At 61.9% G+C, this 26,282-nt stretch carries 27 protein-coding genes; 11 read left to right on the top strand and 16 right to left on the bottom strand.

From position 1 onward, the window contains the following. Positions 1–109: 109 nt before the first annotated feature. The 5 genes from AOT96_RS14525 to AOT96_RS14505 form a co-directional block, all read right to left on the bottom strand. Positions 110–736, bottom strand: a complete 627-nt coding sequence (locus AOT96_RS14525; protein ID WP_007734097.1) for a TetR/AcrR family transcriptional regulator — start codon at positions 734–736, stop codon at positions 110–112. A gap of 74 nt (positions 737–810) precedes the next feature. Beyond that, positions 811–2,067, bottom strand: coding sequence for an NAD(P)/FAD-dependent oxidoreductase (locus tag AOT96_RS14520; RefSeq protein WP_007734096.1), 1,257 nt, complete (start codon positions 2,065–2,067; stop codon positions 811–813). After that, complete coding sequence (locus tag AOT96_RS14515; protein ID WP_007734094.1) at positions 2,067–2,258, bottom strand: rubredoxin; 192 nt, start codon at positions 2,256–2,258, stop codon at positions 2,067–2,069. The genes AOT96_RS14520 and AOT96_RS14515 overlap by 1 nt, the downstream gene beginning before the upstream one ends. A 30-nt stretch (positions 2,259–2,288) precedes the next feature. After that, positions 2,289–2,459 carry a rubredoxin gene (locus AOT96_RS14510; protein WP_007734092.1) on the bottom strand — a complete coding sequence of 57 codons (171 nt, stop codon included), beginning with the start codon at positions 2,457–2,459 and terminating at the stop codon, positions 2,289–2,291. Then, positions 2,456–3,631, bottom strand: a complete 1,176-nt coding sequence (locus AOT96_RS14505; RefSeq protein WP_003945652.1) for an alkane 1-monooxygenase — start codon at positions 3,629–3,631, stop codon at positions 2,456–2,458. Before AOT96_RS14505 ends, AOT96_RS14510 begins: the two co-directional genes overlap by 4 nt. Before the next feature lie 392 nt (positions 3,632–4,023). On the opposite strand from AOT96_RS14505, the gene AOT96_RS35710 reads away from it, so the two are divergent. Next, positions 4,024–4,305 carry a hypothetical protein gene (locus tag AOT96_RS35710; RefSeq protein ID WP_197523640.1) on the top strand — a complete coding sequence of 94 codons (282 nt, stop codon included), beginning with the start codon at positions 4,024–4,026 and terminating at the stop codon, positions 4,303–4,305. Between the two features lie 139 nt (positions 4,306–4,444). Beyond that, a complete protein-coding gene (locus tag AOT96_RS14495) occupies positions 4,445–6,052 on the top strand; it encodes an FAD-dependent monooxygenase (RefSeq protein WP_065351915.1) in 1,608 nt (535 codons plus the stop codon). Here the strand turns inward: AOT96_RS14495 and AOT96_RS14490 are convergent. Genes AOT96_RS14490 through AOT96_RS14465 form a run of 6 tightly spaced genes read right to left on the bottom strand, consistent with a single transcriptional unit; the run spans position 6,039 to position 11,618 of the window. Continuing rightward, the gene (locus tag AOT96_RS14490; protein WP_064688613.1) at positions 6,039–6,527 is read right to left on the bottom strand and encodes a VOC family protein; all 489 of its coding nucleotides are present in this window, start codon (positions 6,525–6,527) and stop codon (positions 6,039–6,041) included. The two genes, AOT96_RS14495 and AOT96_RS14490, sit on opposite strands and share 14 nt — an antisense overlap. After that, a complete protein-coding gene (locus AOT96_RS14485) occupies positions 6,524–7,276 on the bottom strand; it encodes an SDR family NAD(P)-dependent oxidoreductase (protein WP_019746895.1) in 753 nt (250 codons plus the stop codon). Before AOT96_RS14485 ends, AOT96_RS14490 begins: the two co-directional genes overlap by 4 nt. Positions 7,277–7,279: 3 nt before the next feature. Beyond that, positions 7,280–8,323: a 4-hydroxy-2-oxovalerate aldolase gene (gene dmpG, locus AOT96_RS14480; RefSeq protein ID WP_007734084.1), complete on the bottom strand. Its 1,044-nt coding sequence runs from the start codon at positions 8,321–8,323 to the stop codon at positions 7,280–7,282. Further along, the gene (locus tag AOT96_RS14475; RefSeq protein WP_020906143.1) at positions 8,320–9,222 is read right to left on the bottom strand and encodes an acetaldehyde dehydrogenase (acetylating); all 903 of its coding nucleotides are present in this window, start codon (positions 9,220–9,222) and stop codon (positions 8,320–8,322) included. The genes dmpG and AOT96_RS14475 overlap by 4 nt, the downstream gene beginning before the upstream one ends. Positions 9,223–9,230: 8 nt before the next feature. Beyond that, positions 9,231–10,016 carry a 2-keto-4-pentenoate hydratase gene (locus AOT96_RS14470; protein WP_042449395.1) on the bottom strand — a complete coding sequence of 262 codons (786 nt, stop codon included), beginning with the start codon at positions 10,014–10,016 and terminating at the stop codon, positions 9,231–9,233. A gap of 3 nt (positions 10,017–10,019) precedes the next feature. Next, positions 10,020–11,618, bottom strand: a complete 1,599-nt coding sequence (locus AOT96_RS14465; protein WP_065351914.1) for an FAD-binding protein — start codon at positions 11,616–11,618, stop codon at positions 10,020–10,022. A gap of 115 nt (positions 11,619–11,733) precedes the next feature. On the opposite strand from AOT96_RS14465, the gene kstD reads away from it, so the two are divergent. The 3 genes from kstD to AOT96_RS14450 all read left to right on the top strand — a co-directional run bounded on the left by kstD (position 11,734) and on the right by AOT96_RS14450 (position 16,138). After that, positions 11,734–13,458, top strand: coding sequence for a 3-oxosteroid 1-dehydrogenase (gene kstD, locus AOT96_RS14460; protein ID WP_197523639.1), 1,725 nt, complete (start codon positions 11,734–11,736; stop codon positions 13,456–13,458). Next, positions 13,448–14,305, top strand: a complete 858-nt coding sequence (locus AOT96_RS14455) for a MaoC/PaaZ C-terminal domain-containing protein (RefSeq protein WP_003945880.1) — start codon at positions 13,448–13,450, stop codon at positions 14,303–14,305. The genes kstD and AOT96_RS14455 overlap by 11 nt, the downstream gene beginning before the upstream one ends. Before the next feature lie 69 nt (positions 14,306–14,374). Beyond that, positions 14,375–16,138 carry a cholesterol oxidase substrate-binding domain-containing protein gene (locus tag AOT96_RS14450; RefSeq protein WP_007734073.1) on the top strand — a complete coding sequence of 588 codons (1,764 nt, stop codon included), beginning with the start codon at positions 14,375–14,377 and terminating at the stop codon, positions 16,136–16,138. A 135-nt stretch (positions 16,139–16,273) separates the two neighbouring features. On the opposite strand, the gene AOT96_RS35310 is transcribed toward AOT96_RS14450, so the two are convergent. Next, positions 16,274–16,510 (bottom strand): hypothetical protein, encoded by a 237-nt coding sequence (locus tag AOT96_RS35310; protein WP_125050305.1) that lies wholly within the window; start codon positions 16,508–16,510, stop codon positions 16,274–16,276. 484 nt (positions 16,511–16,994) lie between these two features. On the opposite strand from AOT96_RS35310, the gene AOT96_RS14445 reads away from it, so the two are divergent. The 4 genes from AOT96_RS14445 to AOT96_RS14430 all read left to right on the top strand — a co-directional run bounded on the left by AOT96_RS14445 (position 16,995) and on the right by AOT96_RS14430 (position 20,532). Continuing rightward, on the top strand, positions 16,995–17,282 hold the full coding sequence (locus AOT96_RS14445; RefSeq protein WP_003945791.1) for a MerR family transcriptional regulator: 288 nt from the start codon (positions 16,995–16,997) through the stop codon (positions 17,280–17,282). 133 nt (positions 17,283–17,415) lie between these two features. Next, the gene (locus tag AOT96_RS14440) at positions 17,416–18,603 is read left to right on the top strand and encodes a serine hydrolase domain-containing protein (protein ID WP_054188101.1); all 1,188 of its coding nucleotides are present in this window, start codon (positions 17,416–17,418) and stop codon (positions 18,601–18,603) included. Between the two features lie 188 nt (positions 18,604–18,791). Then, the gene (locus AOT96_RS14435) at positions 18,792–19,601 is read left to right on the top strand and encodes a PE-PPE domain-containing protein (RefSeq protein WP_003945630.1); all 810 of its coding nucleotides are present in this window, start codon (positions 18,792–18,794) and stop codon (positions 19,599–19,601) included. An 82-nt stretch (positions 19,602–19,683) separates the two neighbouring features. Further along, on the top strand, positions 19,684–20,532 hold the full coding sequence (locus AOT96_RS14430) for a sterol desaturase family protein (protein WP_065351912.1): 849 nt from the start codon (positions 19,684–19,686) through the stop codon (positions 20,530–20,532). Between the two features lie 18 nt (positions 20,533–20,550). On the opposite strand, the gene AOT96_RS14425 is transcribed toward AOT96_RS14430, so the two are convergent. Beyond that, positions 20,551–21,858: an FtsX-like permease family protein gene (locus tag AOT96_RS14425; protein ID WP_020906135.1), complete on the bottom strand. Its 1,308-nt coding sequence runs from the start codon at positions 21,856–21,858 to the stop codon at positions 20,551–20,553. Further along, a complete protein-coding gene (locus AOT96_RS14420; protein ID WP_007734065.1) occupies positions 21,855–22,700 on the bottom strand; it encodes an ABC transporter ATP-binding protein in 846 nt (281 codons plus the stop codon). Before AOT96_RS14420 ends, AOT96_RS14425 begins: the two co-directional genes overlap by 4 nt. On the opposite strand from AOT96_RS14420, the gene AOT96_RS14415 reads away from it, so the two are divergent. Continuing rightward, entirely contained in the window at positions 22,675–23,430 is a 756-nt protein-coding gene (locus AOT96_RS14415) for a helix-turn-helix transcriptional regulator (protein ID WP_065351911.1), read from the top strand. The genes AOT96_RS14420 and AOT96_RS14415 overlap by 26 nt on opposite strands. Before the next feature lie 9 nt (positions 23,431–23,439). Here AOT96_RS14415 and zapE read toward each other — a convergent pair whose 3' ends face one another. Next, a complete protein-coding gene (gene zapE, locus AOT96_RS14410) occupies positions 23,440–24,387 on the bottom strand; it encodes a cell division protein ZapE (protein WP_042920508.1) in 948 nt (315 codons plus the stop codon). A 127-nt stretch (positions 24,388–24,514) separates the two neighbouring features. Here zapE and AOT96_RS14405 point away from each other — a divergent pair, with 127 nt between their 5' ends. Beyond that, on the top strand, positions 24,515–25,081 hold the full coding sequence (locus AOT96_RS14405; protein ID WP_047269626.1) for a TetR/AcrR family transcriptional regulator: 567 nt from the start codon (positions 24,515–24,517) through the stop codon (positions 25,079–25,081). Positions 25,082–25,091: 10 nt separating this feature from the next. Here the strand turns inward: AOT96_RS14405 and AOT96_RS14400 are convergent, their stop codons facing one another. Further along, positions 25,092–26,102: a lipase family protein gene (locus tag AOT96_RS14400; RefSeq protein WP_065351910.1), complete on the bottom strand. Its 1,011-nt coding sequence runs from the start codon at positions 26,100–26,102 to the stop codon at positions 25,092–25,094. Positions 26,103–26,282: the final 180 nt, after the last annotated feature.

Below are 26,282 nucleotides of genomic sequence, written 5' to 3'. Positions count from 1 at the left end.
GTGAGACGCGGATTCACACATAACGACGATATTTCCCACCGAAGAACTACGGCGATCACGCTCGATCGAACTTCCGTCCTAGCCCGGAAACCGTATCGATCCTGTCGGCTCAGTTCGGTTCGACTGTGCCCGAACCGATGACCTGATCGAGGAACGGCCCGAACATCTCCCCCAGGTTCTCGGCGATCTGATCGGGGGTACCGAAAGACAACGTCACGTGACTGATCGCCAGACGCACTATCGTGCTGCCGAACATCTCGGCATGGATGCGGTCGACGTTCGCCCAACTGGTCATGAAGATCTCGGCCAACCTCGCGCTCGCATGTTCGAGCAGCGGAGTCCCGTCAGTGGTGACCAAGCTCAGCAGGTCGTGCTGCGGCCGGGGACCGACAATGCTGACCACCATCGGATCCCGTGCACCGGCGTCGAAGAAGGCACGGAAGGCTGCCGAGACCGCGCCCCGCGGATCCGAATGATGCAGCGTTACTTCGCGTTCCACCTCTTCGAGGAACTCGTCGACGAAACGGATGAGGTATCCGGACGCCAATCCCTGGCGGGACGTGAACTCTTTGTACAACGTCTGCCGGCTCATGCCCGCAGCTTCCGCGATATGCGCCATCGTGATGTCGTTCCACGATTTCTCGGTCAAGAGTTCGCGTGTGGCGTCGAGCGCTGACGCACGGAGGAGTTGACGAGCTGCCTCGTGGTACGGGACACGGGCACGAGCGGTGGACATATCGGGAAGATTTCCATCGCCCGTGCTCGGTGTCAAAACGGTGGACACGCAAGCCACAGAAGTCACGAGTGCACTCAGAGCACCGGTGAGGCGACAAGACCCGCCGCAAGTTCGGTCAGATCCCTGTTTGTATCGGCGAGTACGTCGGCGCTGATGTCCGGGGAGCGTTCGATAAGGGTTCGGACGGCACGAATGTCCTTCGGCCGGCCCACGCTCACAGCACCGACGATATTTCCGTCGCGCATGCAGATCGCAGTGAAGTCATAGGAGTCCAAGTCTCCTCGAACAATCACGGTGTCGTCCGCGCCTGGCCAACCCGCTACTTGAATGTTGCGGCCGAATTGGTTCGACCAACTCCAAGGGACGGATTCGAAGGGTTCTTCCTTCCCGACGATGGTCTTGGCAACTGCAACTGCGTGGTCCTGCGCAGTGTTCCAGTGCTCACCACGGTGCATGCCGCCGAGAAAACCGTTGGGCACGTTGGCCACATCGCCGATCGCGTACACATTGTCGACGGAGGTCCGGAGGTATCGGTCTACCGAAATCCCGTTGTCCACCGCAATACCCGCAGCAGCAGCCACATCGGTATCGGGCAAGGATCCGATTGCGACGACGGCCAACTCCGCTGTCCACTCGCGTCCGTCACGCGCACGTGCGGTGACGCCGTCGGCACCCGTCGTGAGCGTCTCGAGGTCGACTCCCGTCTGCAAGGCGACGCCCGCCGAGACGTGCAGCGCGGCGATCTTCTCCGCTATCGACGGTGGAAGCAGCCTGGACAGGGGCACCGGTTGCGCTTCGAGAACCTGCACACTGCAACCCAAGTCGCGTGCCGTTGACGCCACCTCCGATCCGATCAAGCCACCGCCGACCACCAACAGCGAGGATCCTTCGATCAGCTGGGATTGCAAGCGTCGCATGTCTGCGATATCCCGAAGATAGTGAACGCGCTCGGAATCTTCCGCGGCCAACCGTCGGGACCGTCCACCCGTGGCAAGAATCAGAACGTCGTAGTCGATGCTGTCACCGTCGGCTAAAAGTACTGTGCGGGAATCTGTGTCGATACTCGTGACAGTTGCGCCGATCCGAAGATCGATACCCTGCTCGTTCCAGAAAGTCGACGGCCGCAACCGAACCCGATCGAACGACGCTTTCCCGGACAGTAGCTCCTTCGACAGCGCTGGGCGGCGGTACGGCTCCTCAGGTTCGCTTCCGATCAGGATGATGCTGCCGCCGAACCCTTCCTTGCGCAGGGCCTGCGCGGCACCGGAACCGGCGATGCCCGTGCCCACGATCACGACGGTGCGTGTGTCGGGCTCGCTGACCGCTGTCATCAGCGGTCCACCTCCACCATTTCGAAATCGACTTTGGCGGCACCACAATCAGGGCAGGACCAGTCTTCGGGAATCTCGTCCCAGCGAGTACCCGGCTCGATACCGTCGTCGGGCCAGCCGATCGCTTCGTCGTATTCGAACCCGCACTGGAGGCAGCGGAACAATTTGTAAGCAGTGGCAGTCTCGGACATCGGTTTTCCTTTCACCGGTGGGTATTTCGATCAGGATTGCGTGACGAGGGTGAAGTCGACCTTCTCGCGGACGCCGCAGTCGGGGCAGCACCAGTCGTCCGGAATACTCGACCACGGCGTGCCGGGCGGAAAGCCTTCTCGCGCAGCGCCTGTCGATTCGGTGTACGTGTAGTCGCAGATCGGGCAGATGTAGGCGTTCATGCGTTCACCCCGTAGGCTGCGAGGATCTTGGCCCGCTTCTTCGGCGCGATGTTGACCTGGGTGATGTCACCTCGGTAGTGCTCGAGAACGCGGTGGTCCATCACCTTGCGCCACAGGGGCGGGACTGTTGCGAGCATGATCATGCTGGCGTAGCCGCTCGGGAGCTGAGGGGCCTCTTCCATACTGCGAAGCGCTTGGTAGCGCCGTGTCGGATTCGCATGATGATCGCTGTGCCGCTGCAAGTGATAAAGGAAGACGTTGGTGCAGATGCGATCACTGTTCCAGCTGTGCGCCGGCGTGCATCGCTCGTACCGTCCGCTTGCGGTTTTCTGACGCAGGAGTCCGTAGTGCTCGAGGTAGTTGATCGCTTCGAGCAGCGAAAACCCGATGAACGCCTGGATCACGAGGTACGGCGCGATGCCGATCCCGAATACTGCAAGCGCGACACCGAACAGAACAACCGACATGAGCCAGGCGTTGAGCACGTCGTTCTTGATGCTCCAGTGCGTGGTGCCCAAACGCTCGAAGCGGGTCTTCTCGAGATGCCACGCCGACTTCAATCCCCCGCCGACGCTGCGCGGCCAGAAACCGTAGAGGGTCTCACCGAAGCGCGAGGTCGCCGGATCTTCCGGAGTCGACACTCGCACATGGTGGCCACGGTTGTGCTCGAGGTAGAAGTGACCGTAAGCGCTCTGCGCGAGAACGATTTTGGACAACCAGCGCTCGACGCTCTCCTTCTTGTGCCCGAGTTCGTGGGCGGTGTTGATGCCGATTCCGGCCGTCACACCGATCGTCACTGCGAGTCCGATATTGGAGAGAACGCTCAAATCCCAACGCGCCCAGATGTAGCAGGACAGGAAGAAGGCCGTGTATTGCAGCGGCAGATAGGCGTAGGTGCACCACCGGTAGAAGCGGTCGTTCTCGAGTTCGTCGATCACCTCGTCGGGCGGATTCTTCCCGTCCTCACCCGCCAGGATGTCGATGACGGGAATGAGAGCAAACGCGATCAGTGGGCCGGTCCACCAGAAGACATTCCATCCGGTGGCGGTAACAAGCCCCACGGCGATGAAAGTTGCCGATGACGGAATCAGCGCCAGCAGCCACAAGTAGCGTTTCCGGTCTCTCCAAGTTGCGAGCCGACCATCTGGCTCGGTGTACACCAACGCCGCCATCGAATTCTCCAGTTCTCGTTCGGATCAGTGAGTGCGTCCTGCGCGGTAATCCGCGACACGAACAACATCTATGTATAGAGAGTGGACAAATGATGGCGTTTTGTCAACGATTTTCAAGGTAAAACTTTTACAAACATGTCAATTTGTACATCTAGATGAACCCTCCGTTCGGGCTGATCGCAAATCTTCCGCCACCGCGCCACACTCGCTACAAAAGTGGAATGGGGACGTCAACGTGCGCAATATGCGCCAAACACCGAGGAACAGGCCCGCTCGTCAGCCCTCGAATATTCGAGGACGACTTCGTCGTTGTCTCCCATCGGCCCCCTCCACCACACGGACGTTCGGTTCCTGGATATGTGTTCGTCGAGACCCGTCGACACGTGTCCGGGTTGCCTTCACTATCCGAACCTGAAGCACTCGCCATCGCACACGCGGTCTGGTGCGTCTCACGTGCCCTCGACTCGGAATTGACTCCGGAATTCGTGTTCTCCGCGATCGCTGGGCTAAGCGTCCCCCACTTTCATCAGCACGTTTTCGTCAGGCCTTTCGGCGCTCCGAGTTCAGTGAGTTGGAACGACGTCGATTCATGGGACGACGCGCCACGCGTCGACGAGGTCGAGCTCACGCTTCTGTGCAGGAGAATCGCGCTCGGCTTCGAAGACGAGCAATAGCGCAAAACAGTCGGTGCGCGGACGGACAGTCGGCGCGAGACACAACCTCTCGATGCCCGATCTGCGCGAATTTCCCCAAAACAAAAGTTCGCGTACCCATACTGAAATGACCGACTGTCCCCGACGTGAGTGGGTCCTCATGGATACCGACGTATTGGTAGCGGGCGCCGGCCCGATCGGCTTGACCACCGCGATCGAGCTGCGCAGACGCGGTATCTCCTGTCGAATAGTCGACCCGCTCGACGAACCGCGGCAATACGCGAAAGCCGTCGGGATTCAGCCACGCACTCTCGAACTCTTCGAGAACATGGGGGTGCTCCGCCAGGCACTCGACGCCTCGACATTGATGCGCGGTCAGATCATGTACACGAACGGCGTCGAGGTCGGCCGCGTCGACCTCACCCTCCCCGAGGACGTTCCTTACTGGTTTCTCTGTCTGCCTCAGTACTCGACGGAGCGCATCCTCACCGAGCGCCTCACCGAGTTGGGAACAACCGTCGAACGCGGAGTCGGCCTCACTGCATTCGAACAGTCCGACGACGCCGTCACCTGCACCCTCAGCGACGGCAGCACTGTGACAGCCCGGTACCTGGTGGGTTCCGACGGCGCGCACAGCGTGGTCCGCAAAGGGCTGGGCCTGAGCTTCGAGGGCGGCGCGTTTGCCGAGAGCTACATGCTCGGCGACGTCGAAGTCGACTGGTCGATCCCCAGCGGCTACTCCGTCCGCGCCAACCACACCAGCGACGACGGAACCACCGACGATCTACTCGTCTGCATCCCACTTCCCGGACACAAGCGGTACCGCATGTCGATGCTCGTTCCGGACGAGTTGATGCCGGACGAATCGTCGAACAAAGCCGCTGTACAACACGGTTTTTCAACCGGAAAGACACCTGAACTCCATCACATCCAGGCTGTGCTCGACAGACTGTCCCCAGAACCGACAACCGCCTCGATGCTGCGATGGTCCTCGGTCTTCCGCATCAGCCACCGCATCGTCGACGCTTACGGTCGCGGACGGGTTTTTGTCGCCGGCGACGCCGCGCACATCCATCCCCCGACTGGAGCGCAGGGCATGAACACCGGCATCCAGGACGCCCACAACCTCGCATGGAAGGTAGCGCTCGCCGTCAAAGGCGTTGCAACAGCAGATCTTCTCGAGACCTACGACGCCGAAAGACGGCCGGTCGGTGAAGAAGTCGTCGGGATGACCGTCCGAAATGCTCGAGAAGGAATCGGTTCGGGAGAGTCTTCGATCGACACGGCAATGCGGCGCCAGGCTCAATTGTTGATCGACTACTCGGAGAGTCCGCTGAACACCGGGCGTAATTCTTCGAGTCCACACGTTCAACCGGGCGAGCGTGCACCCGATGCACGCGGAATGCGCCGAGACGGTGTGCAGTATCCAATTCGGTTGTTCGACTTGCTGTCCGGAGTCGACCACACGTTACTGCTGACTTCGGACGGATCCGCGGAGAGCATCAACAGCTTGGAGAAGGTCGCCGACGCCGCAATTCGATCAGCGCACGGCTTGCTGGACGTCTACGCGATAGTGCCACCGGGAACCGTGACCGTCGACTCGCTGGTGCCGATCATCGAGGACAACGCCTCGCAACTGTGCGCCGCGTATGGGGTCGAAGGTACGGCGGCGCTGGTCATTCGCCCCGACGGCTACCTCGGATTCCGTGGTCACCCGGAGAACGTTTCCGATTACTTCACAAAAGTGTTTGCCGTCAATCAGGAATGAGCGAAGCGAACATCAACCGAATCTCGGGCGAGAGCTTCATCAACTCGACGTATCCACCCAACGGCCCGGCATCGAGGTAGGAGAACTCCATGCCGGCGCCCTCTACCCGACCTTGTTGCACCACCGACATTCCGCGACGCTCGGCCTCGAGCAACGTCGCCTCGTAATCGCCTGGAACCCAGGCCATGTGATGAACTCCGACGCCGTGAGTCTCCAGGAACTCCGTGTACAGGTTGCGTCCGGACACTGGTTGGATCAACTCGAGCTGTTGGCTGCCCGCATATCCGATCGACACGTGAACGACATAGTCCGCGGGCTCACCTCGATACGTTGTGGTCTCGGGACCAAAGGCGATGTCTGGCATACGTAGCCATCGCTCCACTCCCCACTGCCGAGTGAACTCCTGTTCGGCGGCCTCGATCTCCTCGACCACCCAGCAGATCTGGAAGATCGGTCCCGAGACCAACGGGGTCATGCCATTTTTCCGTTGTCCACCGAGTAGACGGCCCCGTGTATCGCCGAGGCGTCGTCGGAGGCAACGAAAGCCACCATCTTCGCAACGTCCTCGGCTTCCATCAAGCCACGCGGCGAGGCAACCTTCATGACGAGGTCGAAGTCGACTCCGTCGGGGAAGGTGAATCCGGTAACTTGAGGAGTCATCATGCCGCCGGGGCAGATTGCGTTGACACGCAGAGACTTTCCGGTGAACTCCATCGCCATCGCTCGGGTCAGTCCGATGAGTCCGTGCTTGGCAGCACAGTATCCAGCCGAGTACGCCTGCCCTTCCAGCCCCGCGATCGAGGAGACGTTGACGATGTTGCCGCCCCGTTCCAGCAAGTGCGGCAGTGCTGCTCGGGAAAGGAAGAACGGTCCGTTCAGATTGACCGCAAGGTCATGTGCCCATTCGGAATCCGCAATATCCGCCGTATGACGAAGCGAGTGCGATCCCGCCACGTTGACGAGGATGTCGATACCACCGAGTTCGTCGACGCACGCCTGCACGGCCGCATCACACTGAGCGGAATCCGAGACGTCCGTCGCCGCGAAACGACGCTCTCCATCCGCGCCAACCACCTCGACCATCGACTGTCGCAGCTTTTCCTTGTCGCGGGCGATACCGAAAACCTGTGCGCCCCTGCGGTGGAGAATCTCGGTGACGGCGCGCCCCAACCCTGAGGACGCGCCGGTCACCAAGGCCACTTTTCCGGCCAGTACGTCTGCCATGGGCTAGGAAGCCGCTGCTTCGCGCTGGAGTTCCAGCGCAATGTCGATCAACTGATCTTCCTGTCCGCCGACCAACTTGCGCTTGCCTGCGCGCACCAACAGTTCCGCGGACGACACTCCGTACCGCTCGGCCTGACGCTCGGCATGCTTGAGGAAGCTCGAGTACACGCCGGCGTAGCCCATCATCAGCGCTTGACGATCGAGCAGGCATTCCTGCGGCATTGCCGGGCGCACAACATCTTCGGCTGCATCGGCGATGGCGAAGAAGTCGATACCGGTCTTGACGCCGATCTTGTCGCAGACACCGACGAAGGCCTCGACCGGGGCGTTGCCGGCGCCGGCACCGAACCGACGGGTACTACCGTCGATCTGCTTGGCTCCCGCACGAACTGCCGCAATGGAATTGGCGACGCCCAGGCCCAGGTTCTCGTGGCCGTGGAAGCCGACCTGAGCGTCGTTGCCGAGTTCCTGAACCAGCGCCTCGACGCGATCGGATACCTGCTCGAGTACCAGCGCGCCGGCCGAGTCGACGACGTACACACACTGGCAACCCGCGTCGGCCATGATGCGAGCCTGCTTGGCCAGCTTCTCCGGCGGAATCGAGTGAGCCATCATGAGGAATCCGACTGTTTCGAGTCCACGCTCACGCGCGAGGCCGAAGTGCTGGATGGATACGTCTGCCTCGGTGCAGTGAGTTGCGATGCGGCAGATGGACGCACCGTTGTCCTGTGCGATGACGATGTCGTCCTTGATGCCCAATCCGGGCAGCATCAGGAAGGCGATCTTCGCGTTGGTCGCCGTCTCGACTGCAGCTTTGATCAGTTCCTGCTCGGGAGTCTTCGAGAAGCCGTAATTGAAGGAGGACCCGCCGAGGCCGTCGCCGTGAGTGACCTCGATGACCGGCACTCCGGCTCCGTCGAGGGCACCGACGATGGCTCGTACTTCGTCGACGGTGAACTGATGACGCTTGTGGTGGGAGCCGTCGCGCAGCGATGTGTCGGTGACGCGGATGTCCCAGCTCGAATCGAAATGAATCATGTCGCTCATGCCTTCACACTCAGAAGCTTCTGGGCGATTTCCTCGCCCACCTTGGTGGCTGCTGCCGTCATGATGTCGAGGTTGCCCGCGTACGGCGGCAGGAAATCGCCTGCGCCTTCGACCTCGACGAACGTGGTGACCGTTGCATAGCCACCGGAAACGACGCTCGGTTTGTCGAACTGCGGTTCGTTGAGCAACCGGTAGCCGGGCACGTACTGCTGGATGTCCTTGACGACGCGGTGAATGGAGTCGGTGATCGCGGCCTGGTCGGCGTCTTCGGGGATAGCGCAGAAGATTGTGTCGCGCATGATCATCGGCGGGTCCGCGGGGTTGAGGATGATGATCGCCTTGCCGCGCTGTGCGCCGCCGATGGTCTCGATACCGCGGCTGGTGGTCTTGGTGAACTCATCGATGTTCGCGCGAGTTCCCGGGCCGGCGGACAATGATGCAACGGAGGCGACGATCTCGGCGTACGCCACGTCGACGACACGTGATACCGCGTAGACGATCGGAATGGTTGCCTGCCCACCGCAGGTGATCATGTTGACGTTGGGTGCGTCCAGGTGCTCACGCAGGTTCGCGGGCGGAACCACAGCCGGGCCGACCGCGGCCGGCGTCAGGTCGATGGCACGGATACCGGCGGCCTCGTAGCGTGGTGCTGCCTCGCGGTGCACGTATGCCGACGTCGCCTCGAAGACCAGGTCCGGTTTCTCCGCCTGGCTGAGCAACCAGTCGACGCCCTCGGCGGAGGTCTCGAGTCCCATCTTGCGGGCGCGCGCCAATCCTTCACTCTCGGGATCGATTCCGATCATCCATCGCGGTTCGAGCCACTCGGAACGCTGCAGTTTGTACAACAGATCGGTACTGATGTTTCCCGATCCGACGATCGCCACACTTGCCTTGGTCATGACTACTCCTACGTGAACTGAAGAGAGACGGAACCGAGGCCGCTGAACTCGGCTCGGAAGTTGTCGCCTGGATGAGCGTCGATCGCTCGCGTGCACGAACCCGGCAGAACGATGTCGCCGGCCTTGAGCCGAACTCCGAACGTGTCGACCTTCTGCGCCAACCACGCGACAGCGGTGACCGGGTTACCGAGAACCGCATCGCTGCGCCCCTCCGCAATCCGCTCGCCGTTGCAGGTCAGCACCGCGTCGATGGCCTTGATGTCGATGTCCGACGGGCGAACTCGTTCCTTGCCGAGGATGAACCCGGCGGAGGACGCGTTGTCCGCGATGGTGTCTGAGAGGCCGATCTTCCAGTCCTTGATCCGGCTGTCGATCAACTCGATGGACGGCGCATAGGCGACAGTGGCGTCGATGACGTCTTGTTCGGTGCACCCGGCGCCCGGCAGATCTGCTCCCAGAATGAAGGCGACCTCCACCTCGACGCGCGGGAAGCAGAAGCGCGACGTGTCGACCGGACGGTTCTCGAACTCTTCCATCTCGGCGAGCAGGTGACCGTAATCTGGCTCGTCGACGCCCATCATCTGCTGCATCGCCAGTGACGAGAGTCCGACCTTGTGTCCGACCACCTTTGCGCCACCGGCAACACGACGCCTGATGTTGATGAGCTGGATCTCGTAGGCGTCGACGACGTCGATGTCCGGATACGTGGCGATCAGCGGGCTGATCGGAGCGCGATCCCGTTCCGCCGAATCAAGATGGTCGGCAAGTTCGCCGCGGATCTGCGTCGAGAGCATCGTTCAGGCCTTTCCGACTGTGGAGAATGCGGCTGCGTGCTGACCGGCTCGTCGTCCGGAGAATACGCAGTCGGCGAGCGACAAGCCGCTCACATACGAGTTGGAACAGATACCGACCGCGGTACGGCCGGCGGCGTACAGACCAGGGATACCCTCCCCGGCCTCGTTTTTCACCATGCCGGACGATTCGTCGACCACCAATCCACCGAGCGTGAGCATCGGGCACGGATTCATCATGTTGGGCTTGATCGAGACGTCGTACATCGTGAACGGCGCAGACAGTATCGGCCTGACGAAGTCCGACGGTTTGCCCATCGGATCAGGTTGTCCGGCAGCGGCAGCGGAGTTGTGCGCGTCGACGGTGGCTTGAAGGCCGGCGACGTCTATCCCCGCTTTGCGGGCGACCTCGGCAATGGTGTTGCCACGCACTGCAGTACGCATCATTCCGGTGGTCTGTACCCGCTGGAACCACATCGACTGGTCACTTATCTGCGATTTCGCTTCGCGAACGAGTTCGGAATCTGCCAGCAGCCAACCGATTCCGCTGCTCTTCTCCGCCATCGCCTGACCGAGAGCGGCACCGTAACGGGACTCGTCGACGATTCGCGCACCGGATTCACCCACCAAAATGGAACCGAGAAAAGCACTCGGCGGGACGATGAATCGCCAGGCGGACACATTGCCGAGCTTGTCGGTGGCTCCCCCGGCTTCGACGCCAAGGTTGATGCCTTTGCCGTCGTCCCCGGAGGTGCCGAGCGGGATACCGCCCTTGTAGGCGGGGGCATGGGTGCGCATCATCTCGCGATTGGACACGAAGCCGCCGGCGCTCAGGATCACGCCGCCGCGTGCCTGGATGCGAATCCGCTTGGCGTGCTTCTTCTCGATCTTCGCGATGAGTGCGTCGAGAATCGTGCGCAACTGCGGTGCGTAGACGCCGGGCTTGGAGGACAGGGACCCGAGCGTCGCGTGACGGCGACGAACTCCGGCAGGTGCGTCACGCAGCGTCAGTGCTTCGACGCCGATCACCCGGCCGTCCTCGATGATCAGCCGGTCCGCTCGCGTCTGGCCGAGCAACTGGACGCCCTTCGCCTCCGCGGACTTCGCGAGCGGGCCGTACAGCATCTTTCCCGACGTGCCACGCCCCTTGGCGCGATGACCACGCGGAGCAGGTTTTGCGATGTCACGGAACCCGCCGGCCGATTCGCTACCCGAGAAGTAGAGGTAGTGCTTGTTGCTCGGGTACGACGTCTTGTACGGACAGAGTGAGGCCTCGAACGGCACGCCGTGATTGCGCAGCCAGTCGATCGACGCCGGGCTCTCGTCGACGAACCGGCGCAGAGTCTGCGGCGTCACCGCGTCACCGACCTCGCGGTTCAGGTAGGCGAGCATGGCTTCGGGACTGTCCTCGACACCGGCTTCCTTTTGAATCACGGTGCCGCCGCCGGCGTAGTAGATTCCTCCGGAAATCGTGCTGGCACCACCACCGAGTGCTCGGTCGATTGCCAAAACCGACGAACCGGCCGCTACAGCTTCGAGCGCCGCACTGGCGCCCGCCACACCGAACCCGACCACAAGGACGTCAACCGAAGTATCCCAGGTCACACCGCACCATCCTCAATCTCACTGCAACGTGTTTCGTTATCAATGACAACGTCCGGAAATACTTCCTGGCAGAAAGCATGGACTGACACCCCCATCATTCTATAACGTGTTCTACATGAGCAAGCAGGAATACGACATCGTCGTCGTCGGCAGTGGTGCCGCAGGTATGACAGCGGCCTTGACCGCAGCCCACCAGGGCTTGAGTGTGGTCATCGTGGAGAAAGCCGCCCACTACGGCGGATCGACCGCCCGTTCCGGTGGTGGGGTCTGGATCCCCAACAACGAGGCACTTCAAGCGGACGGTGTCACCGATACACCGGAGGCCGCACGTTCCTACCTGCACAGCATCATCGGCGACGTTGTCGCTCCCGAACGCATCGACACCTATCTCGAGCGCGGTCCCGAGATGCTCTCGTTCGTGTTGAAGAACAGCCCGCTCGAGCTGCAGTGGGTTCCCGGCTACTCCGACTACTACCCGGAAGCACCCGGCGGACGCCTCGGTGGCCGCAGTGTCGAGCCCACCCCGTTCGACGGCAACAAGTTGGGCGCCGACCGCAAGAACCTCGAGCCCGACTACGTCAAGGCCCCCAAGAACTTCGTCATCACCCAGGCCGACTACAAGTGGCTCAACCTGCTGATGCGCAATCCTCGCGGACCCCTGCGCGCCATGAAGGTCGGCATGCGATTCCTCGCAGCGAAGGCCACCAAGAAGGATCTGCTGGTTCGCGGCCAGGCACTGGTCGCCGGTATTCGACTCGGACTTCAGTCCGCCGGAGTACCCATCCTGCTGAACACCCCGCTGACCTCCCTGTACACCGAAGACGGCGCAGTTCGCGGCGTCAACGTCATCGTCGACGGCGAGGATCAGGTCATCCGCGCTCGCCACGGAGTCGTGTTGGGATCCGGCGGATTCGAGCACAACAAGGAAATGCGTGAGAAGTACCAGCGCGCACCTATCGGCACCGAATGGACCGTCGGCGCGAAGGCAAACACCGGCGACGGTATCCGCGCAGGCCAAGAAGTGGGCGCTGCAGTCGATTTCATGGACGACGCCTGGTGGGGCCCGTCCATTCCGCTGACCGGCGGACCGTGGTTCGCTCTCTCCGAGCGCACCCTCCCGGGCTGCATGATGGTCAACATGTCGGGCAAGCGCTTCGGCAACGAGGCGGCTCCGTACGTCGAGGCAACCCATGCGATGTACGGCGGTGAGTACGGTCAGGGCGAGGGCCCCGGCGAGAACATCCCGACGTGGATGATTCTCGATCAGCGCTACCGCAACCGCTACACGTTTGCCGGTATCACTCCCCGCTCCCCCTTCCCCGGCCGCTGGCTCAAGGCCGGCATCGTGGTCAAGGCGGGAACCATCGCCGAATTGGCAGAGAAGACAGGGCTTCCCGTCGCATCGCTGACCGAAACCGTCGATCGGTTCAACGGCTTCGCGCGCAACGGCAAGGACGAGGACTTCGGACGCGGTGACAGTGGTTACGACGCGTACTACGGCGATCCCCGACTGAAGAACCCCAGCCTCGCCGAAATCAGCAAGGCTCCGTTCTACGCCATCAAGATGGTTCCGGGTGACCTCGGCACCAAGGGCGGAATCTGCACCGACGTCAACGGCCGAGCATTACGCGAAGACGGAAGCGTCATCGACGGCCTCTACGCGGCTGGCAACGCGAGCGCTCCGGTCATGGGCCACACCTACGCCGGACCAGGCGCGACCATCGGTCCCGCAATGACTTTCGGCTACTTGGCCGTACTCGACATCGTCGAGCGTGCGAAGAAGGCCGAGACAACCGAAGCACCTGCAGCTGAAAAGACGGCGGTCGACCATGCCAATTGATCCGAAGATCGCACTCGGCGCCGAGCTTGCGCCACAAGAGTTCTCGTGGACCCCGTCGGACGTGCAGCACTACCACTTGGCACTGGGGGCAGGTGCTCGTCCGCTTGATCCGAACGAGCTTCGATACCTCGACGACGAAAAGCCTCAGGTACTACCCACCTTTGCCACCGTCGCCGCCAACTTCCACGCCACCGAAGCACCGAAGGTGTCGTTCCCCGGCGTCGAAATCGATCTGGCGAAGGTAGTCCACGGGAGCCAGGAAGTGACTGTCCATCAGCCGATCCCGGCAAGTGGAAGTGGCCGCACTACAACTCGAATCGCCGAGGTCTGGGACAAGGGCAAGGCCGCGGTGATCGTGCAGGAATCCGTCACGGTTGACGCCGAGGGCAACCCGCTGTGGACAGCTCGCTCGTCCATTTTCGCCCGCGGCGAGGGTGGTTTCGGGGGTGAACGTGGTCCGTCGGAGTCGATTACGCTTCCGGATCGCGAAGCAGATGAGACAGTGGTGACGCCTGTGCTTCCACAGCAGGCTTTGCTGTACCGGATGTGTGGTGATCGGAATCCGTTGCACTCGGATCCGCAATTCGCCTCCGCGGCAGGCTTTCCAGCGCCTATCCTGCATGGACTGTGTACTTACGGAATGGTCTGCAAGACCGCAGTGGATACCATGCTCGACGGCGACAGCAGTCGGGTAGCCGGATTTCGGGCCCGCTTTGCCGGGGTCGTATTTCCCGGCGAGAACTTGAGTATCCAGATCTGGAAAGACAATGGGCGACTCCTGATCTCAGCTTCTGTACTGGAGCGCGAAGCTCCTGCCCTGGCTGACGTAGTTCTCACTCTTGTCTGATACCAACCTGTCTGATACCCACCTGTTAGAACTCACCGTAGTTCTCGAACCCGATGGAGTAGCCCGAAGATGACGGCACAAGACGAAAAGTTCCGACTGTCCCGACGAGGTTTCATGGCCGCTGGAGCCGGCGCCGTGGCAGCGACCGCATTCGCCGGCTGGACGCCGGCCTACGCCGTCCCCGCCGGCTCTTCCGGCTCCGCGGGTGGTCCTGTCTCCACCCTCACGCCGCCGCCTGCCTTCCCCGAAGGCATCGCGCTGTACCAGCAGGCATATCAGAACTGGTCCAAGGAGATCATGCTCGACGCGATCTGGACCTGTTCGCCCAAGACGCCCGAAGACGTAGTCCGCCTCGCGAACTGGGGCCATGCCAACGGCTACACCATTCGTCCCCGCGGTGCCATGCACGGCTGGACGCCGCTGACCATCGTCAACGGTGCGCCGGTCGACAAGGTCATCCTCGCCGACACCACGGTCCACCTCACCGGAGTCTCCGTCAACGCCGGTGGCAGCCCAGCCACCGTCACCGCAGGACCCGGCGCGACCCTCGACGCCATCACGACCGCACTGCAGGCACAGGGCCTCGGGTTCGCGAACCTGCCGGCGCCGGGTGTGTTGACCATTGCCGGCTGCCTCGCCGTCGACGCTCACGGCGCAGCGCTCCCCGCCGAAGGCGAAGCACACGTTCCCGGACAGACTTTCGGCTCACTCTCCAACCTCGTCACGTCCCTGACCGCAGTGGTCTGGAACGGCAGCGAGTACGCGCTGAAGACGTATGCACGTAGCGACGCGGCGATCAAGCCGCTGCTGACTCACCTCGGACGCACCTTCCTCACCTCCGTCACCTTGCAGGCCGCCCCCAATTACCGCATGCGCTGCGTCAGCCACACCGACATCGGTTGGCAGGAACTCTTCGGCGCCCGCGGAGCGTCCGGACGCACCTTCGAGAAGTTCGTCCGCGAAAACGGTCGCGCAGAAGCAATCTGGTACCCCTTCACCGAACGCCCGTGGATGAAGGTGTGGTCACTTGCCCCCACCAAGCCGCCGTTCTCGCGTGAGGTGACCGGACCGTACAACTACATCTTCTCCGACAACCTCCCGGAGCCGGTCACCGACATGATCGGCCAGATCAACTCCGGAAACCCGGGCATCGCACCGGCATTCGGGCAGATCATGTACGCCACCACCGTTGCCGGACTCGCCGCGACGTTCTCCAACGACCTGTGGGGATGGTCCAAGGACGTCCAGTTCTACATCCGGGCCACCACCCTTCGTCTGACCGAGGGCGGCGGAGCCGTCATCACCTCGCGCGCCAACATCGGCCAGGTCATCCACGACTTCACCCAGTGGTTCAACGGTCGCATGGAGTACTACCGCTCTATCGGACAGTTCCCCCTCAACGGCCCCGTCGAAATCCGTTGCTGCGGCCTCGATCAACCGTCGGATGTCGAGGTCGACTCGGCAGGCGCCCCCACCATCTCGGCCATGCGCCCTCGGCCCGACCATCCGGAATGGGACACCGCCATCTGGCTCAACGTCCTCGGCGTCCCCGGCACCCCCGGCATGTTCGCGTTCTACCGCGAAATGGAACAGTGGATGCGTAATCACTACAACAACAACGACGCCACCTTCCGCCCCGAGTGGTCCAAGGGCTGGGCGTTCGGCCCCGACAAGCCGTACACCGACACCCCGATCATCACCCAGGGCCTCCCCCAGACCTACCGCGACGGCGTCCCATCGAGCGACAACTGGGACACCGCCAACGCCGCATTCAACGCGTTGGATCCGCACAAGGTCTTCAGCAACACCTTCCTGGACCAGTTGCTGCCTTGAGGTTCAAGTACTGAGCGCACACTCTGACAACTCGACGGTCGTCGCCACTCCCCTTACTTTCGGGAGTGCGGCGGCCGTCGTGCGTTGCAGTGAGCGGGATGAAGGAGTCCCCCGCATCCCGACGAGGCAGCTGCCTCAATCGCGATCAGGATGGATCGCCTCGTGCATACTTTCCACTGCCCTGGCGTGAGTTGAGAGCTCGGACCGAGCCGACCGAATCGTGGCGCTGTCGCTGCGTGCCCCCGGCTCGGACGACGACGAGTCCTCTCCGGGGTTCGGCGCGCCATCAGCTGGATGCTCGGAGGAGCCGGTGCGCTCTTCCCTCTCCGCGCGGGCGCGCAACAACGACTCGGACTTCGGGGTATTTCGCATCGGAGCATTGTCCCAGATCCATCTCCTATGACTCACATTGAGCGCTCTCACCCCCGGTGACCAGGCCGTTCCTGAATATCAACACCTAGAATGTTCGCAACAAAATATCTACAGCGGTCAGGGTAGACATTCTCGCGAGGCTGTTGTATCTTTTTTCTCGTAGCAAGGAACGAGTCAAGAGATGCGGGAGAGATGAACTACCCGCAAGCAGTACCGCAGGGCAGGGACGTGTCGGGGCCGAATTCGTGTGTGAGTGTGTAGTCGGACCCGGCACCCCCCTTCAAAGCGGCTACCGGATGTCTTGTGCGAGTCCGGAAGTTCGAAAGAATGCAGTTATGTAAGTAAGTTCAACCCCATCCGGCCCCCGGCGCTCCTCGCGCCGGGGGCCCCGTCCGTTCAGCGAAAGAAGCGAGCCATTCCGGCAGATACACCACCGGGGGACCCCTCCGGCAGATTCGACGACGAGAACTATCCTGCGTACAGCATGGGACATGCGGCCGAGATCCTCGGTGTCAGGCAAGCTTTCCTTCGTAGCCTCGATGCCGCGAAACTGCTTACCCCACAACGCTCTGAGGGCGGACATCGCCGCTACTCCCGCTACCAGCTGCGCATCGCAGCCCGCGCGCACGAACTCGTAGCCAACGGCACGGCGCTCGACGCTGCTTGCCGCATCATCATCCTCGAAGACCAACTCACCGAAGCCCGTCGCATCAACGCCGAGCTTCAGCAAGCGCAGGACCTGCGAGAGGAACCGGACGCGGCACCCGAATGAGGACTGCACTGGAACAGCAGTTGCGCCTATACGGTCGATCTGACCCCTCCTCCTTCCAACTGCGGTAAATTCGGCCAATTGGGACATTGCTCGGCGTCGGTTGCTCGATTTCCACATCGAAGGGATCGCAGGCATGACTTCCTCCCACCACCGCGCTCGGGTGCGGCTGTCTGCTCTGTCGATCGCCTTGACCGTTGCCATTGCAACCGCTGCGTGCAGTTCCGACGATGACTCCGCAACAAACACGGGCAGCGCCTCTCCCAGCACCTCGAGCAGTCGAGAATCCACCGAGATCACGGACATCGTCCGCCGCCAAGTGGCCGACTTGGGCCTCAGTGCCGCTGTGTTCGGGGTGTGGCGAGGCGACGACGAAGTTGCTCTCGGCGCCGTCGGAGAGTCCCCTGTCGGAGTTCCGGCGACAACCGACATGCAGTTGCGCGTCGGCCAACCGATGGAACCGATGCTCTCGACAGTCCTGCTGCAACTCGACGAAGAGGGAACGCTTCCCCTCGATCAACCGATCGCGAAGTGGGAACCGAACTTTCCGCGCGCAGACACCATCACTCCGCGAATGCTGGCCAACAGCACGTCGGGCATCTCCGACTACGTGACCGATCCACAGTTCCTCAAACTCTTCACGGACAACCCGATGAAGGGCTGGACCTCTCGAGAGATCCTGGATCTTGCCAACTCCCGCCCGCCGTTGTTCGAACCCGGCACCAGTTGGGCGTACGCGCACAGCGACCTGACGCTGCTCGGCGACGTCATGGAGAAAGCGACTGGAAAACCGCTGGGCGAACTACTTCAGCAGCGCGTCTTCGATCCACTCGGGATGGATCACAGCAGCGTTGTACTCACGTCGCAGATGGACGAACCGATCCTGCACGGTTACACCAATGAACGTGGAGTATTCGAAGACTCCACTTTCTGGAATCCGACGGCGTTCCTGCACAGCGGAAACATGAACGCGCCTGTCGCCGACGTCGGAAAGTGGGTGCGCGCGCTGGGAACGGGAGAGTTACTCTCCGACAAGGCTTTCGAGCAGCAGATGGCGCCGACGACTGCGGGCTTGGGAAGTATGACGGTGGACAAGTTCTTTTCCTTCGGGACCGGGCACCTCGACGGCTGGCTGGTGATGAACCCGTCGTACGGCGGTTACAACGGTCTCGCGCTCTACTACCCCGACTCGAAGACGACGATCGTCGTCTACGCCACACTCGGGCCGACAACCAACGCGGACCTCAACAACGCCGTGTCGATGGGGAAGGAGATCGGAACCCTCCTCGAGCCGGATCACCCGCCGCAGGTACCGACGCCGTGACGCCCCACACACGCTGGTAGTAAACAGCGCCGGTCGGCAACTTCCTGTTTACGCACGGATTACCTCCAGGACTTATCGCCCCATCACCATTCTCTTCAGTACCGAACGAAACGCGTCGGACCGCGGGTTGTCTCGCCAGTGAACGAGAACGTAGATAGATGGGGACAGGCCCGATGAGGAAATACGCGATGTCAGTGGCATGCACGGTTGCAGTCACAGCGGGGGTGACTCTTGTGATGTCGGTACCTGCCGGAGCGGACCCGAATGACGGTGGGTCGTGCCCGGCCGGTGCGGTATTCGCGGTCGGCGGAACGTGGGATCCGACGGGACAAACGACGCAACCCGTCACCGACCGCTACGTGGCCCAGGGTTACGCCTCCAAGCCGGTGACCTACCCCGCCAGCTTCTGGCCGCTCGGCGAACAGACGTACGACCAGAGCGTTGCCGCCGGCGCCCAGACGCTTCGCACTGAAGTCAACGCTTTCCACGCTCAGTGCCCGGGCAGCGAGATCGTCGTCACCGGATACTCACAGGGAGCGCGTATTGCCGGCGACGTGCTCGGTGACATCGCACGTGACGGATCCATTCCCCAATCGCAAGTCGAAGGCGTCCTCTACGCCGACCCTCGCAACTCGGCCGGGGGCATCGAAACCGTAGTGCCCAATGTCGTTCCGGGAGCGACGATGTCCGGAGCACGCGGCGGATTCGGAGACATCGCAGTGCAGGAAGTCTGCATCGAGGGTGACGGCATCTGCAACATGCCCAAGCCGCGTGATGCGCCCGAGGTGTTCGTGGATTCGGTCTTCGGCTACTTCACGAAGCACAACACCTACACGCCGATGATGTCCGAGCCCGCTCCGCCTGCTCCCCCGGCGCTGCCGCAGACACCGTCGGTGCCACTGCAACCGGCTGACGTCGCCACTGCGATCGTGACACGGGTCGTCGAGAACATCACTCCGTATCTGAGCGCTGCACTCGCCACCGTGCTGACGAAGTAACGCGACACCGCTTGTTCGGCTGACTGAAAGTCGACCGATTCGTACAAGGCGAGGACCACCCGCGCCGTGCACCATCGAATACATGCTCACCCTCATCGTCAGATACGGGTACGTCCCGTTCATGCTCTTGGGAATCAACGGAGCCGCAATCGCGCTGGCGGCATCCGGCGCGCCGAAATGGCCACTGGTGGCATTGATTCTCTTCGCAGTGGTCTGCTCTTTCGCGGCCGAACGGGCGCTTCCCTACGAATCTTCGTGGAATGCCCCCGGACCGGACAGGTTTCGCGACGCTGTCCATGCGTTTGTCAACGAATCCCTCATCTTGGTCAGCGTCGCGGTAATCCCGTTGATGGCCGCGGTGATTCCGTTCGACGGGCTGTGGCCGAGCGGTCTTCCGTTTGTCCTTCAGGTCGTCTTCGCAGTGTTGGTTGCCGATTTCGGCATCACCGTGGTGCATTTGATCAGCCACAAGGTTGGATGGTTGTGGCGTTTCCACGCGGTTCATCACAGCCTCGAACGGTTCTACGGTATGAACGGACTGATGAAGCACCCCGTGCATCAGACTTTCGAAACCGCCGGTGGCGTCCTGCCACTGATCCTCCTCGGGATGCCCGTTCCAGTTGCCTCGGCGCTCGCGGTTTGTGTCGCTGTCCAACTCCTGCTTCAGCATTCGAATGCCGACTACCGCATCGGCCCCCTGCGTCCGATACTCGCCCTCAACGCCGGCCACCGATTCCATCACCTGAAGTGGGCGGGAATCGGTGACGTCAATTTCGGTTTGTTCACTCTGATCTGGGATCACCTGTTCCGCACTTATTCTTTCGATCCGGAAAAGCGCTTCAGCAGTGACGATCTCGGAATGGCGGCCAAGCCCGACTACCCGGACGACTACCTCGGCCAGTTGGCCGAACCGTTCCGGAGACAGAACTGACGGACGAGGGGCGGAGATTCAGCCCGCGAGTACCCGTCGCATGACGGGCTTGGCTGCAAACGCACTGGCCAACACCAACGCGATCCCCACAGCCAGGGTGACGCCCAACTGAACCAGCGCCATCGGAGTGGTCAATACGGCTGCCCCTGCCAGTGGGAAGAGGAACAGCAGTGCAGCGCCGGCACCGGCCAGTGCCATCACCACCACGGGAGTGCGAACGTGCCGCATGCGGGCGCTGTCCATCACCTCGACAGGTGTACCGGCCAGAGTCAGACTCCGATACAGCTCACGGTTGTCGAGGATCCCGGATACCTGGGTGAGCGCAGACGAGATTGCCGCCAACGTGAATGTTGCTCCGAGAGTGAACAACACCCCGGTTCTCATGTCCGCGAACAGGAACTCCTGCCCTGGCTGCAAATCCTGCCCTTCCCCGTTGCCGATCGCGGCGAGGAGAGATGTGCCTGCGGCAACAAAGCTGGCCATCGTCACACCGCTGACCGTGCGCCACACAGCCTTCGGATTATCCAAGACCCGACGCGCCGCAATCAGCGAAGCACCGTCTTTGGCGCATTTGAGCATGATCCGTCCAAGCAGCGAAATGACGAACGGACCGACCAACGCAACAACGCCGAAGCAGAGACCAAGGCCCACCAGGATTGCCGCGATGCTTGCCGCGGAGCCCCCGAATGCACTCCACCCCACAAGAACCCCCACCCCAGCCACCGCGAAGATCATCTTCGGTGCGGCGCTGGGATTGCCCGCCGTGACGCCCAACGGGCTCACGAACACCTGGCGCATCCCGAGCATCGACGTCAAAGCAGCCAGGATGGTCATTCCGAATACGATGCCCACCAGCGGAAGTGCGCCTACCCAAAGCTCACTCCACTCGAATGTCCGACCTTGAAATCTCAAGAGAGCTACGAGCGGCAACGCGAGGAGGTATCCCACCACACCGATCAACGCACCGGCCAAGCCCTGGATACCCGATTCCGCAGCGCACAGCGCAACGATCTGGCGAGGGGTGGATCCGATGAGTCGCAGCGAGGCAAGTCGTTCGTCGCGACGGCGCGCGCCCAAGCGGGCCGCCGCCAGGCCGAGAGTGACGGCTGGAACGATCATCAACACCGAAGCAACCCCTGCGAGCGCTAGGTACGCCTCGGCTTCGGGTTCGCTCGATCTGCCCGCAAATGCACCGTAGCCGCCGAGCACCGTCAGCAACAACGTCGTCGAGGCGGCAAATGCGGACACTGGGAGCGCGAAGGTACTCAAGGCCTTTCGGCCTTCACCTCGCACCGTCATCAATGCAACGCGCGCTGTGGCCTTCATGCCGCCACCTGTGTCCCGACGAGCGAACCGGCCTGCATCATCATCGTGCGATCACACCACCGAGCGACTTCGGCATCGTGAGTGACGACGACCAACGCAGAACCGATCTGTTGAGCCGAATCACGCAACACCCTCATCACTTCCCAACTCGTCTGCGCGTCGAGGGCACCGGTCGGCTCGTCTGCGAAGAGAACGGCGGGTTTGGTCACCAACGCTCGCGCAATCGCCACACGTTGCGACTGCCCACCCGACATCTGACCCGGGCGACGGTCCTGCAGACCGTCCAGTCCCAATGGCGCGAAGAAGCCGTGCGCCGTCCGCTTGGCTTCGGCGATGGACAACCCGTTGAGCACCAAGGGCAAAGCGACGTTCTCGATCGCCGGAAGCTCCGGTAACAGTTGGCCCGATTGAAAAACGAATCCGTACGACTCGCGTCGGAGGCGGCTGCGGTCGTTCTCACCGAGGTTCTCGATATGCCTGCCGCTCAGCAGGATTGCTCCCGAGTCGGGCTTGACGATTCCTGACATGCAATGCAGCAGAGTCGACTTGCCCGACCCTGAAGGACCCATGATGGCCGTAGCAGTACCGGCGCGCACTTCCAGCGATACACCTCGGAGCACTGGAACGTCGCCGTACGACTTGCCCAGCGCGTGGACCGACAGGACTGCGGGTGCTTGTGCGTTGTTCATGATTCCACCTTCTCGTGAACCCCTCGCCAGCACATCGGCCCAGCGCACGATCTTCGAACCGAGTGCGGTCCTACCGGAGGATGACCGGACCCCGAGCTCTGTCAGGGTCGTCACTATGATTTCCGACATGACCTGGTCCGGCGCCGTCCACATGGAGCCCGGAATTCTCATGTTCACCGGCGCAGTGGGATCCGCGCACATGCATTCGCACGCCGCTGTTCAGATCATGATCATCGACGACGGGGACGTCACGGTCACGGACGGGGACGGGGACGGCCACAGTGAAGTCGTGCGGTCCGTGGTCATTCCATCCGGGGCGGTCCACGCGTTGTCCGCCTCCGAGGGTGCGCGGGGACGGGCGATTTACATTGACTCCACCACCGGGATGGGTCTGCGCATCAGGCCAGCGGAGCCGGGCCGCGGTGGTGTGGCCGACTGGTCGGACCGTGGGCAGACCGCAGTAGCGATGACGGACCGCGGCGCTGATTCGGATCTGGAATACGCAGCGAGGCTGATCGATTCACTGTCCGAAAGTAGACAGCCGTCGAGCGTACGCGCTCTTCACCCGGCGCTCGAGCATGCCCTGACGCTACTTCACGAGCGACTTTCAGGGCCGATAACGCTGACGGACACCGCCGCGCTGGTCTCCATCTCACCTGGCCGATTGGGAAGAATCTTCAACGATCAACTGCAGATGAGCTTTTCGACCTACATTCGTTGGTTGCGGCTACGACGTGCCATGGAAGTGATGAGCAGTGGCGCAACCCTGACAACCAGTGCACACGAGGCCGGTTTCACCGACAGCGCCCATCTCAACCGGATCTGCCACAGTATGTTCGGGCTCACGCCCAGCGCCGCGACCGGCGGCCTCACCTGGAATTGACGCTACTCCTCAACTGATGCTGCCCGCCGCCGACCTCGCCAGTAGCGACAGACGACTGTAGAGGCGCGCCAACCCCGGCACGTCCCGGAGGCTGCCTGCCACTTCTTCGACGTAGGCGTCGGCGTAGATCGTCAGCCGCGCATCGACGTCATAGAGAACATCGACGACATTCGCGAAACGGCGAAGGGCAAATTCCGACGCCTGGGCGAGCACCGGCACTCCGAAGATCACCCAGTCGTCGAAGCGTGCGGCGAGCGCGAGATAATCGGCAGCCGCGGTCGAACCAGCGCACAGCACCTCGAAATCGAACCAGACGACACCGTCTCGAATCGCCGAGCACTCCAATGTGCGTGTGCCTATCGTCAATTCGACACTTTCGCCCGAAGGCCGCGTAATTCCCGAGCCGAGGAGGAATTCCCCTGTCGCAAATCGGTAGTCCCCGGCACCTGGCTGTCCTGCCGTCCGATAGTCGACGGAGCCACCCAACTCGATCACCTCGAGAGTCCGCTCCATCAACTCGATCGACGGAACGAACTGCTCGTGAAAAAGCGGATTGGGAAGAAGATCGGTCGGCGGAACATTGGACGTGACGACAACAGTCACGCCTTTCGCGACGATTGTGTCGAGAACCCTTGCCATGAACATGGCGTCGGCGACGTCGTCGAGGTGGAACTCGTCGAAACAGAGCACACGGATTCCATCGACGACGTGATCCAGTGCCACGCCCATCGAGCCGAGTTCATGCGCCCGAGAGTGCAGATCTGCAAAGAACCGATGAAAGTGAATGCGCCGCTTGCCGACCGGGAGCCCGTCGTAGAACTCGTCCATGAGCATCGTCTTCCCGCGGCCGACGCTACCCCAGAGATAGATCCCACCCCCGACCTCACCGCCCGAGATCCGGGCCTGCAGTGCGTCGAGGGCTTCGCGTGCCGCCAACTGCTCTTCGTCCAGTAGCATAAGACTCCTCTACGTCTGTAGAGTCGAGGCTAGTGATCGAAGGCAAATCGAGTCAATGTGACCCTCACGACGCACCATCAGCAACATTCAACTCCGGCAGCATGCAACATCGACAGCAAGGAACGGCATGAAGCCCGATCGCAGAGCCCTCATCGCGGCATCCGCCGTCACGATCATCGCCGAGCAGGGCCCGCGTGCACTCACCCATCGGGCGGTTGATCAGTCCCTGGAACTTCCTGCCGGTTCGACGTCGTACTATTTCCGCACTCGCGAGGCACTACTCGAAGCAACCGCATTGCACATCGTGCACCGGTCACGTTCGATATTCGACGAACTCCGCGAGAGGCCCAGCGATCCTGCTGCCCTGACGGCCGAGTATCTCGATGATCTTCTCTCGCACCGCAGACACGAATTGATCGCGAGATATGCACTGCTCTTGGAAACTCCCCGAGATTCGGCATTGCACCAACTCCTCGAAGACAGCCTGTTTTCACGGGAGAAGGCAAGGCCTGTCTTCGACATCGTTGGCGTTGACGATCCTGACGTCGCCGCCGCAAATTTTCTGAGCCTTCTGGAGGGCTTGATCTTCGACTACTGCCTCGGAGCGCGTAGCCGAGATCCCCGCTCCTCCGAAACCGTTCGGCAACTTCGGATCCCGATCGACATCTATCTGCGCGGAGTTGGTGCCGCCTGAAAGATGTTGGTCAGCAGAGGCTTCCGGTGCAGGGCCGTTGACCAGAGAACAGTGCCGCGACAAACGGGGTACTGTCTGGAACCGAAGCCGGAACGGTTCCCAGATGATCAGTGGGATAGGTATGGAATGCAAAGTCGACACCGTTGGCAGTAAGGTCGGCCGCGAACTTCAGTGTCAGCGGTGCCGGAACATCGATGTCCGACAACCCCTGACCGATGAAGAACGGGCGGTCGTATCCTGCGGTCGGCACAGTGAGCAGGTCACGCGCAGCCTCCATGAATACTGGATTGTCCAGCGACTTCGTCAGCACCTGCCCGAGCGTGACGGTGCCGTACTTCGTGCGCGCCTCGGTGTAGCACATGTTGTTCTCGACGTCGTCGAGGATGGTCTTGCCGAGCGGGGTCAGATACGAGTCGATGTCGATATCCGGCCGCGAAGCACGCAGTCCATCAAGAACGTTCGCGATGTAGACCGTCGAACCCTTGAGCGGAAGCGCCGGGAAAGCCGGACCACCGAGCGGTAGAAGATTCTCGATGTTCGAGGGGACACCAGTGGCGACAGCGCCGCGGTAGTCCAACTCCGGCGCGTAAGCAGTGGCAAGCGAAGCGGTGAACATAGTCGCCTGCCCGCCCTGCGACTGCCCCATCGCAACCCATGCGCTCGACAGGTCGTCGTCGACCGCACGAGCGGCACGCACCATGTCCACAACGCTGTGTGCAGCGGAACGACCGTCGAGATACGGGTGAACACCGGGTGTTCCGAGCCCCACGTAGTCGGTGGTCACGACCGCGTATCCCTGCTCCAGCCAGTGACCCAGATGCGTCGCGGTCCGTTCGAGTGGAACACTGCTGCTCGGCGCACACTGATCCGCGACACCCACCGTCCCGTGCGCGTAGGAGATGACCGGCCAACCACCCTCGGGCGGAGCTCCCTCTGGGCGATACACCATCGCCGCAACTGTCAACGCCACCAACGCACTCGCGCTCAGTCCGACGAGCGTCCTACACAGTCGCTTACTCACGTACTTCTCCTACCGATTGCGGTGACGGTGCATATGTGGTGATCGGCCCCACATCAGCTGATCGAGTTCAGACCATAGAACAGCCTTACCATTTGGTCAACCTAAATTTCCGCTGCGCATCGACCGTCGTGACACGCCTGCTCGGGTAGGGTGGCGGTGTTCGATACGTGCAGGTCCCCC

Source organism: Rhodococcus sp. 008, assembly GCF_001682295.1.
Lineage (GTDB): Bacteria > Actinomycetota > Actinomycetes > Mycobacteriales > Mycobacteriaceae > Rhodococcus_F > Rhodococcus_F qingshengii.
This window is presented reverse-complemented; position numbering and strand designations above follow the sequence as displayed.

Bases quoted from the DNA above. Each gene is read 5' to 3' on its own strand.
- AOT96_RS14425 (WP_020906135.1), bottom strand. From the start codon at position 21,858: ATGAAGGCCACAGCGCGCGTTGCATTGATGACGGTGCGAGGTGAAGGC.
- dmpG (WP_007734084.1), bottom strand. From the start codon at position 8,323: ATGAGCGACATGATTCATTTCGATTCGAGCTGGGACATCCGCGTCACC.
- AOT96_RS14520 (WP_007734096.1), bottom strand. From the start codon at position 2,067: ATGACAGCGGTCAGCGAGCCCGACACACGCACCGTCGTGATCGTGGGC.
- AOT96_RS14475 (WP_020906143.1), bottom strand. From the start codon at position 9,222: ATGACCAAGGCAAGTGTGGCGATCGTCGGATCGGGAAACATCAGTACC.
- AOT96_RS14420 (WP_007734065.1), bottom strand. From the start codon at position 22,700: ATGTGGACGGCGCCGGACCAGGTCATGTCGGAAATCATAGTGACGACC.
- AOT96_RS14515 (WP_007734094.1), bottom strand. From the start codon at position 2,258: ATGTCCGAGACTGCCACTGCTTACAAATTGTTCCGCTGCCTCCAGTGC.
- kstD (WP_197523639.1), top strand. From the start codon at position 11,734: ATGAGCAAGCAGGAATACGACATCGTCGTCGTCGGCAGTGGTGCCGCA.
- AOT96_RS14485 (WP_019746895.1), bottom strand. From the start codon at position 7,276: ATGGCAGACGTACTGGCCGGAAAAGTGGCCTTGGTGACCGGCGCGTCC.
- AOT96_RS14450 (WP_007734073.1), top strand. From the start codon at position 14,375: ATGACGGCACAAGACGAAAAGTTCCGACTGTCCCGACGAGGTTTCATG.
- AOT96_RS14455 (WP_003945880.1), top strand. From the start codon at position 13,448: ATGCCAATTGATCCGAAGATCGCACTCGGCGCCGAGCTTGCGCCACAA.
- AOT96_RS14505 (WP_003945652.1), bottom strand. From the start codon at position 3,631: ATGGCGGCGTTGGTGTACACCGAGCCAGATGGTCGGCTCGCAACTTGG.
- AOT96_RS14430 (WP_065351912.1), top strand. From the start codon at position 19,684: ATGCTCACCCTCATCGTCAGATACGGGTACGTCCCGTTCATGCTCTTG.
- AOT96_RS35310 (WP_125050305.1), bottom strand. From the start codon at position 16,510: ATGCGAAATACCCCGAAGTCCGAGTCGTTGTTGCGCGCCCGCGCGGAG.
- AOT96_RS14490 (WP_064688613.1), bottom strand. From the start codon at position 6,527: ATGACCCCGTTGGTCTCGGGACCGATCTTCCAGATCTGCTGGGTGGTC.
- AOT96_RS14510 (WP_007734092.1), bottom strand. From the start codon at position 2,459: ATGAACGCCTACATCTGCCCGATCTGCGACTACACGTACACCGAATCG.
- AOT96_RS14445 (WP_003945791.1), top strand. From the start codon at position 16,995: ATGGGACATGCGGCCGAGATCCTCGGTGTCAGGCAAGCTTTCCTTCGT.
- AOT96_RS14525 (WP_007734097.1), bottom strand. From the start codon at position 736: ATGTCCACCGCTCGTGCCCGTGTCCCGTACCACGAGGCAGCTCGTCAA.
- AOT96_RS14440 (WP_054188101.1), top strand. From the start codon at position 17,416: ATGACTTCCTCCCACCACCGCGCTCGGGTGCGGCTGTCTGCTCTGTCG.
- AOT96_RS14495 (WP_065351915.1), top strand. From the start codon at position 4,445: ATGGATACCGACGTATTGGTAGCGGGCGCCGGCCCGATCGGCTTGACC.
- AOT96_RS14405 (WP_047269626.1), top strand. From the start codon at position 24,515: ATGAAGCCCGATCGCAGAGCCCTCATCGCGGCATCCGCCGTCACGATC.
- AOT96_RS14415 (WP_065351911.1), top strand. From the start codon at position 22,675: ATGACCTGGTCCGGCGCCGTCCACATGGAGCCCGGAATTCTCATGTTC.
- AOT96_RS14470 (WP_042449395.1), bottom strand. From the start codon at position 10,016: ATGCTCTCGACGCAGATCCGCGGCGAACTTGCCGACCATCTTGATTCG.
- zapE (WP_042920508.1), bottom strand. From the start codon at position 24,387: ATGCTACTGGACGAAGAGCAGTTGGCGGCACGCGAAGCCCTCGACGCA.
- AOT96_RS14435 (WP_003945630.1), top strand. From the start codon at position 18,792: ATGTCAGTGGCATGCACGGTTGCAGTCACAGCGGGGGTGACTCTTGTG.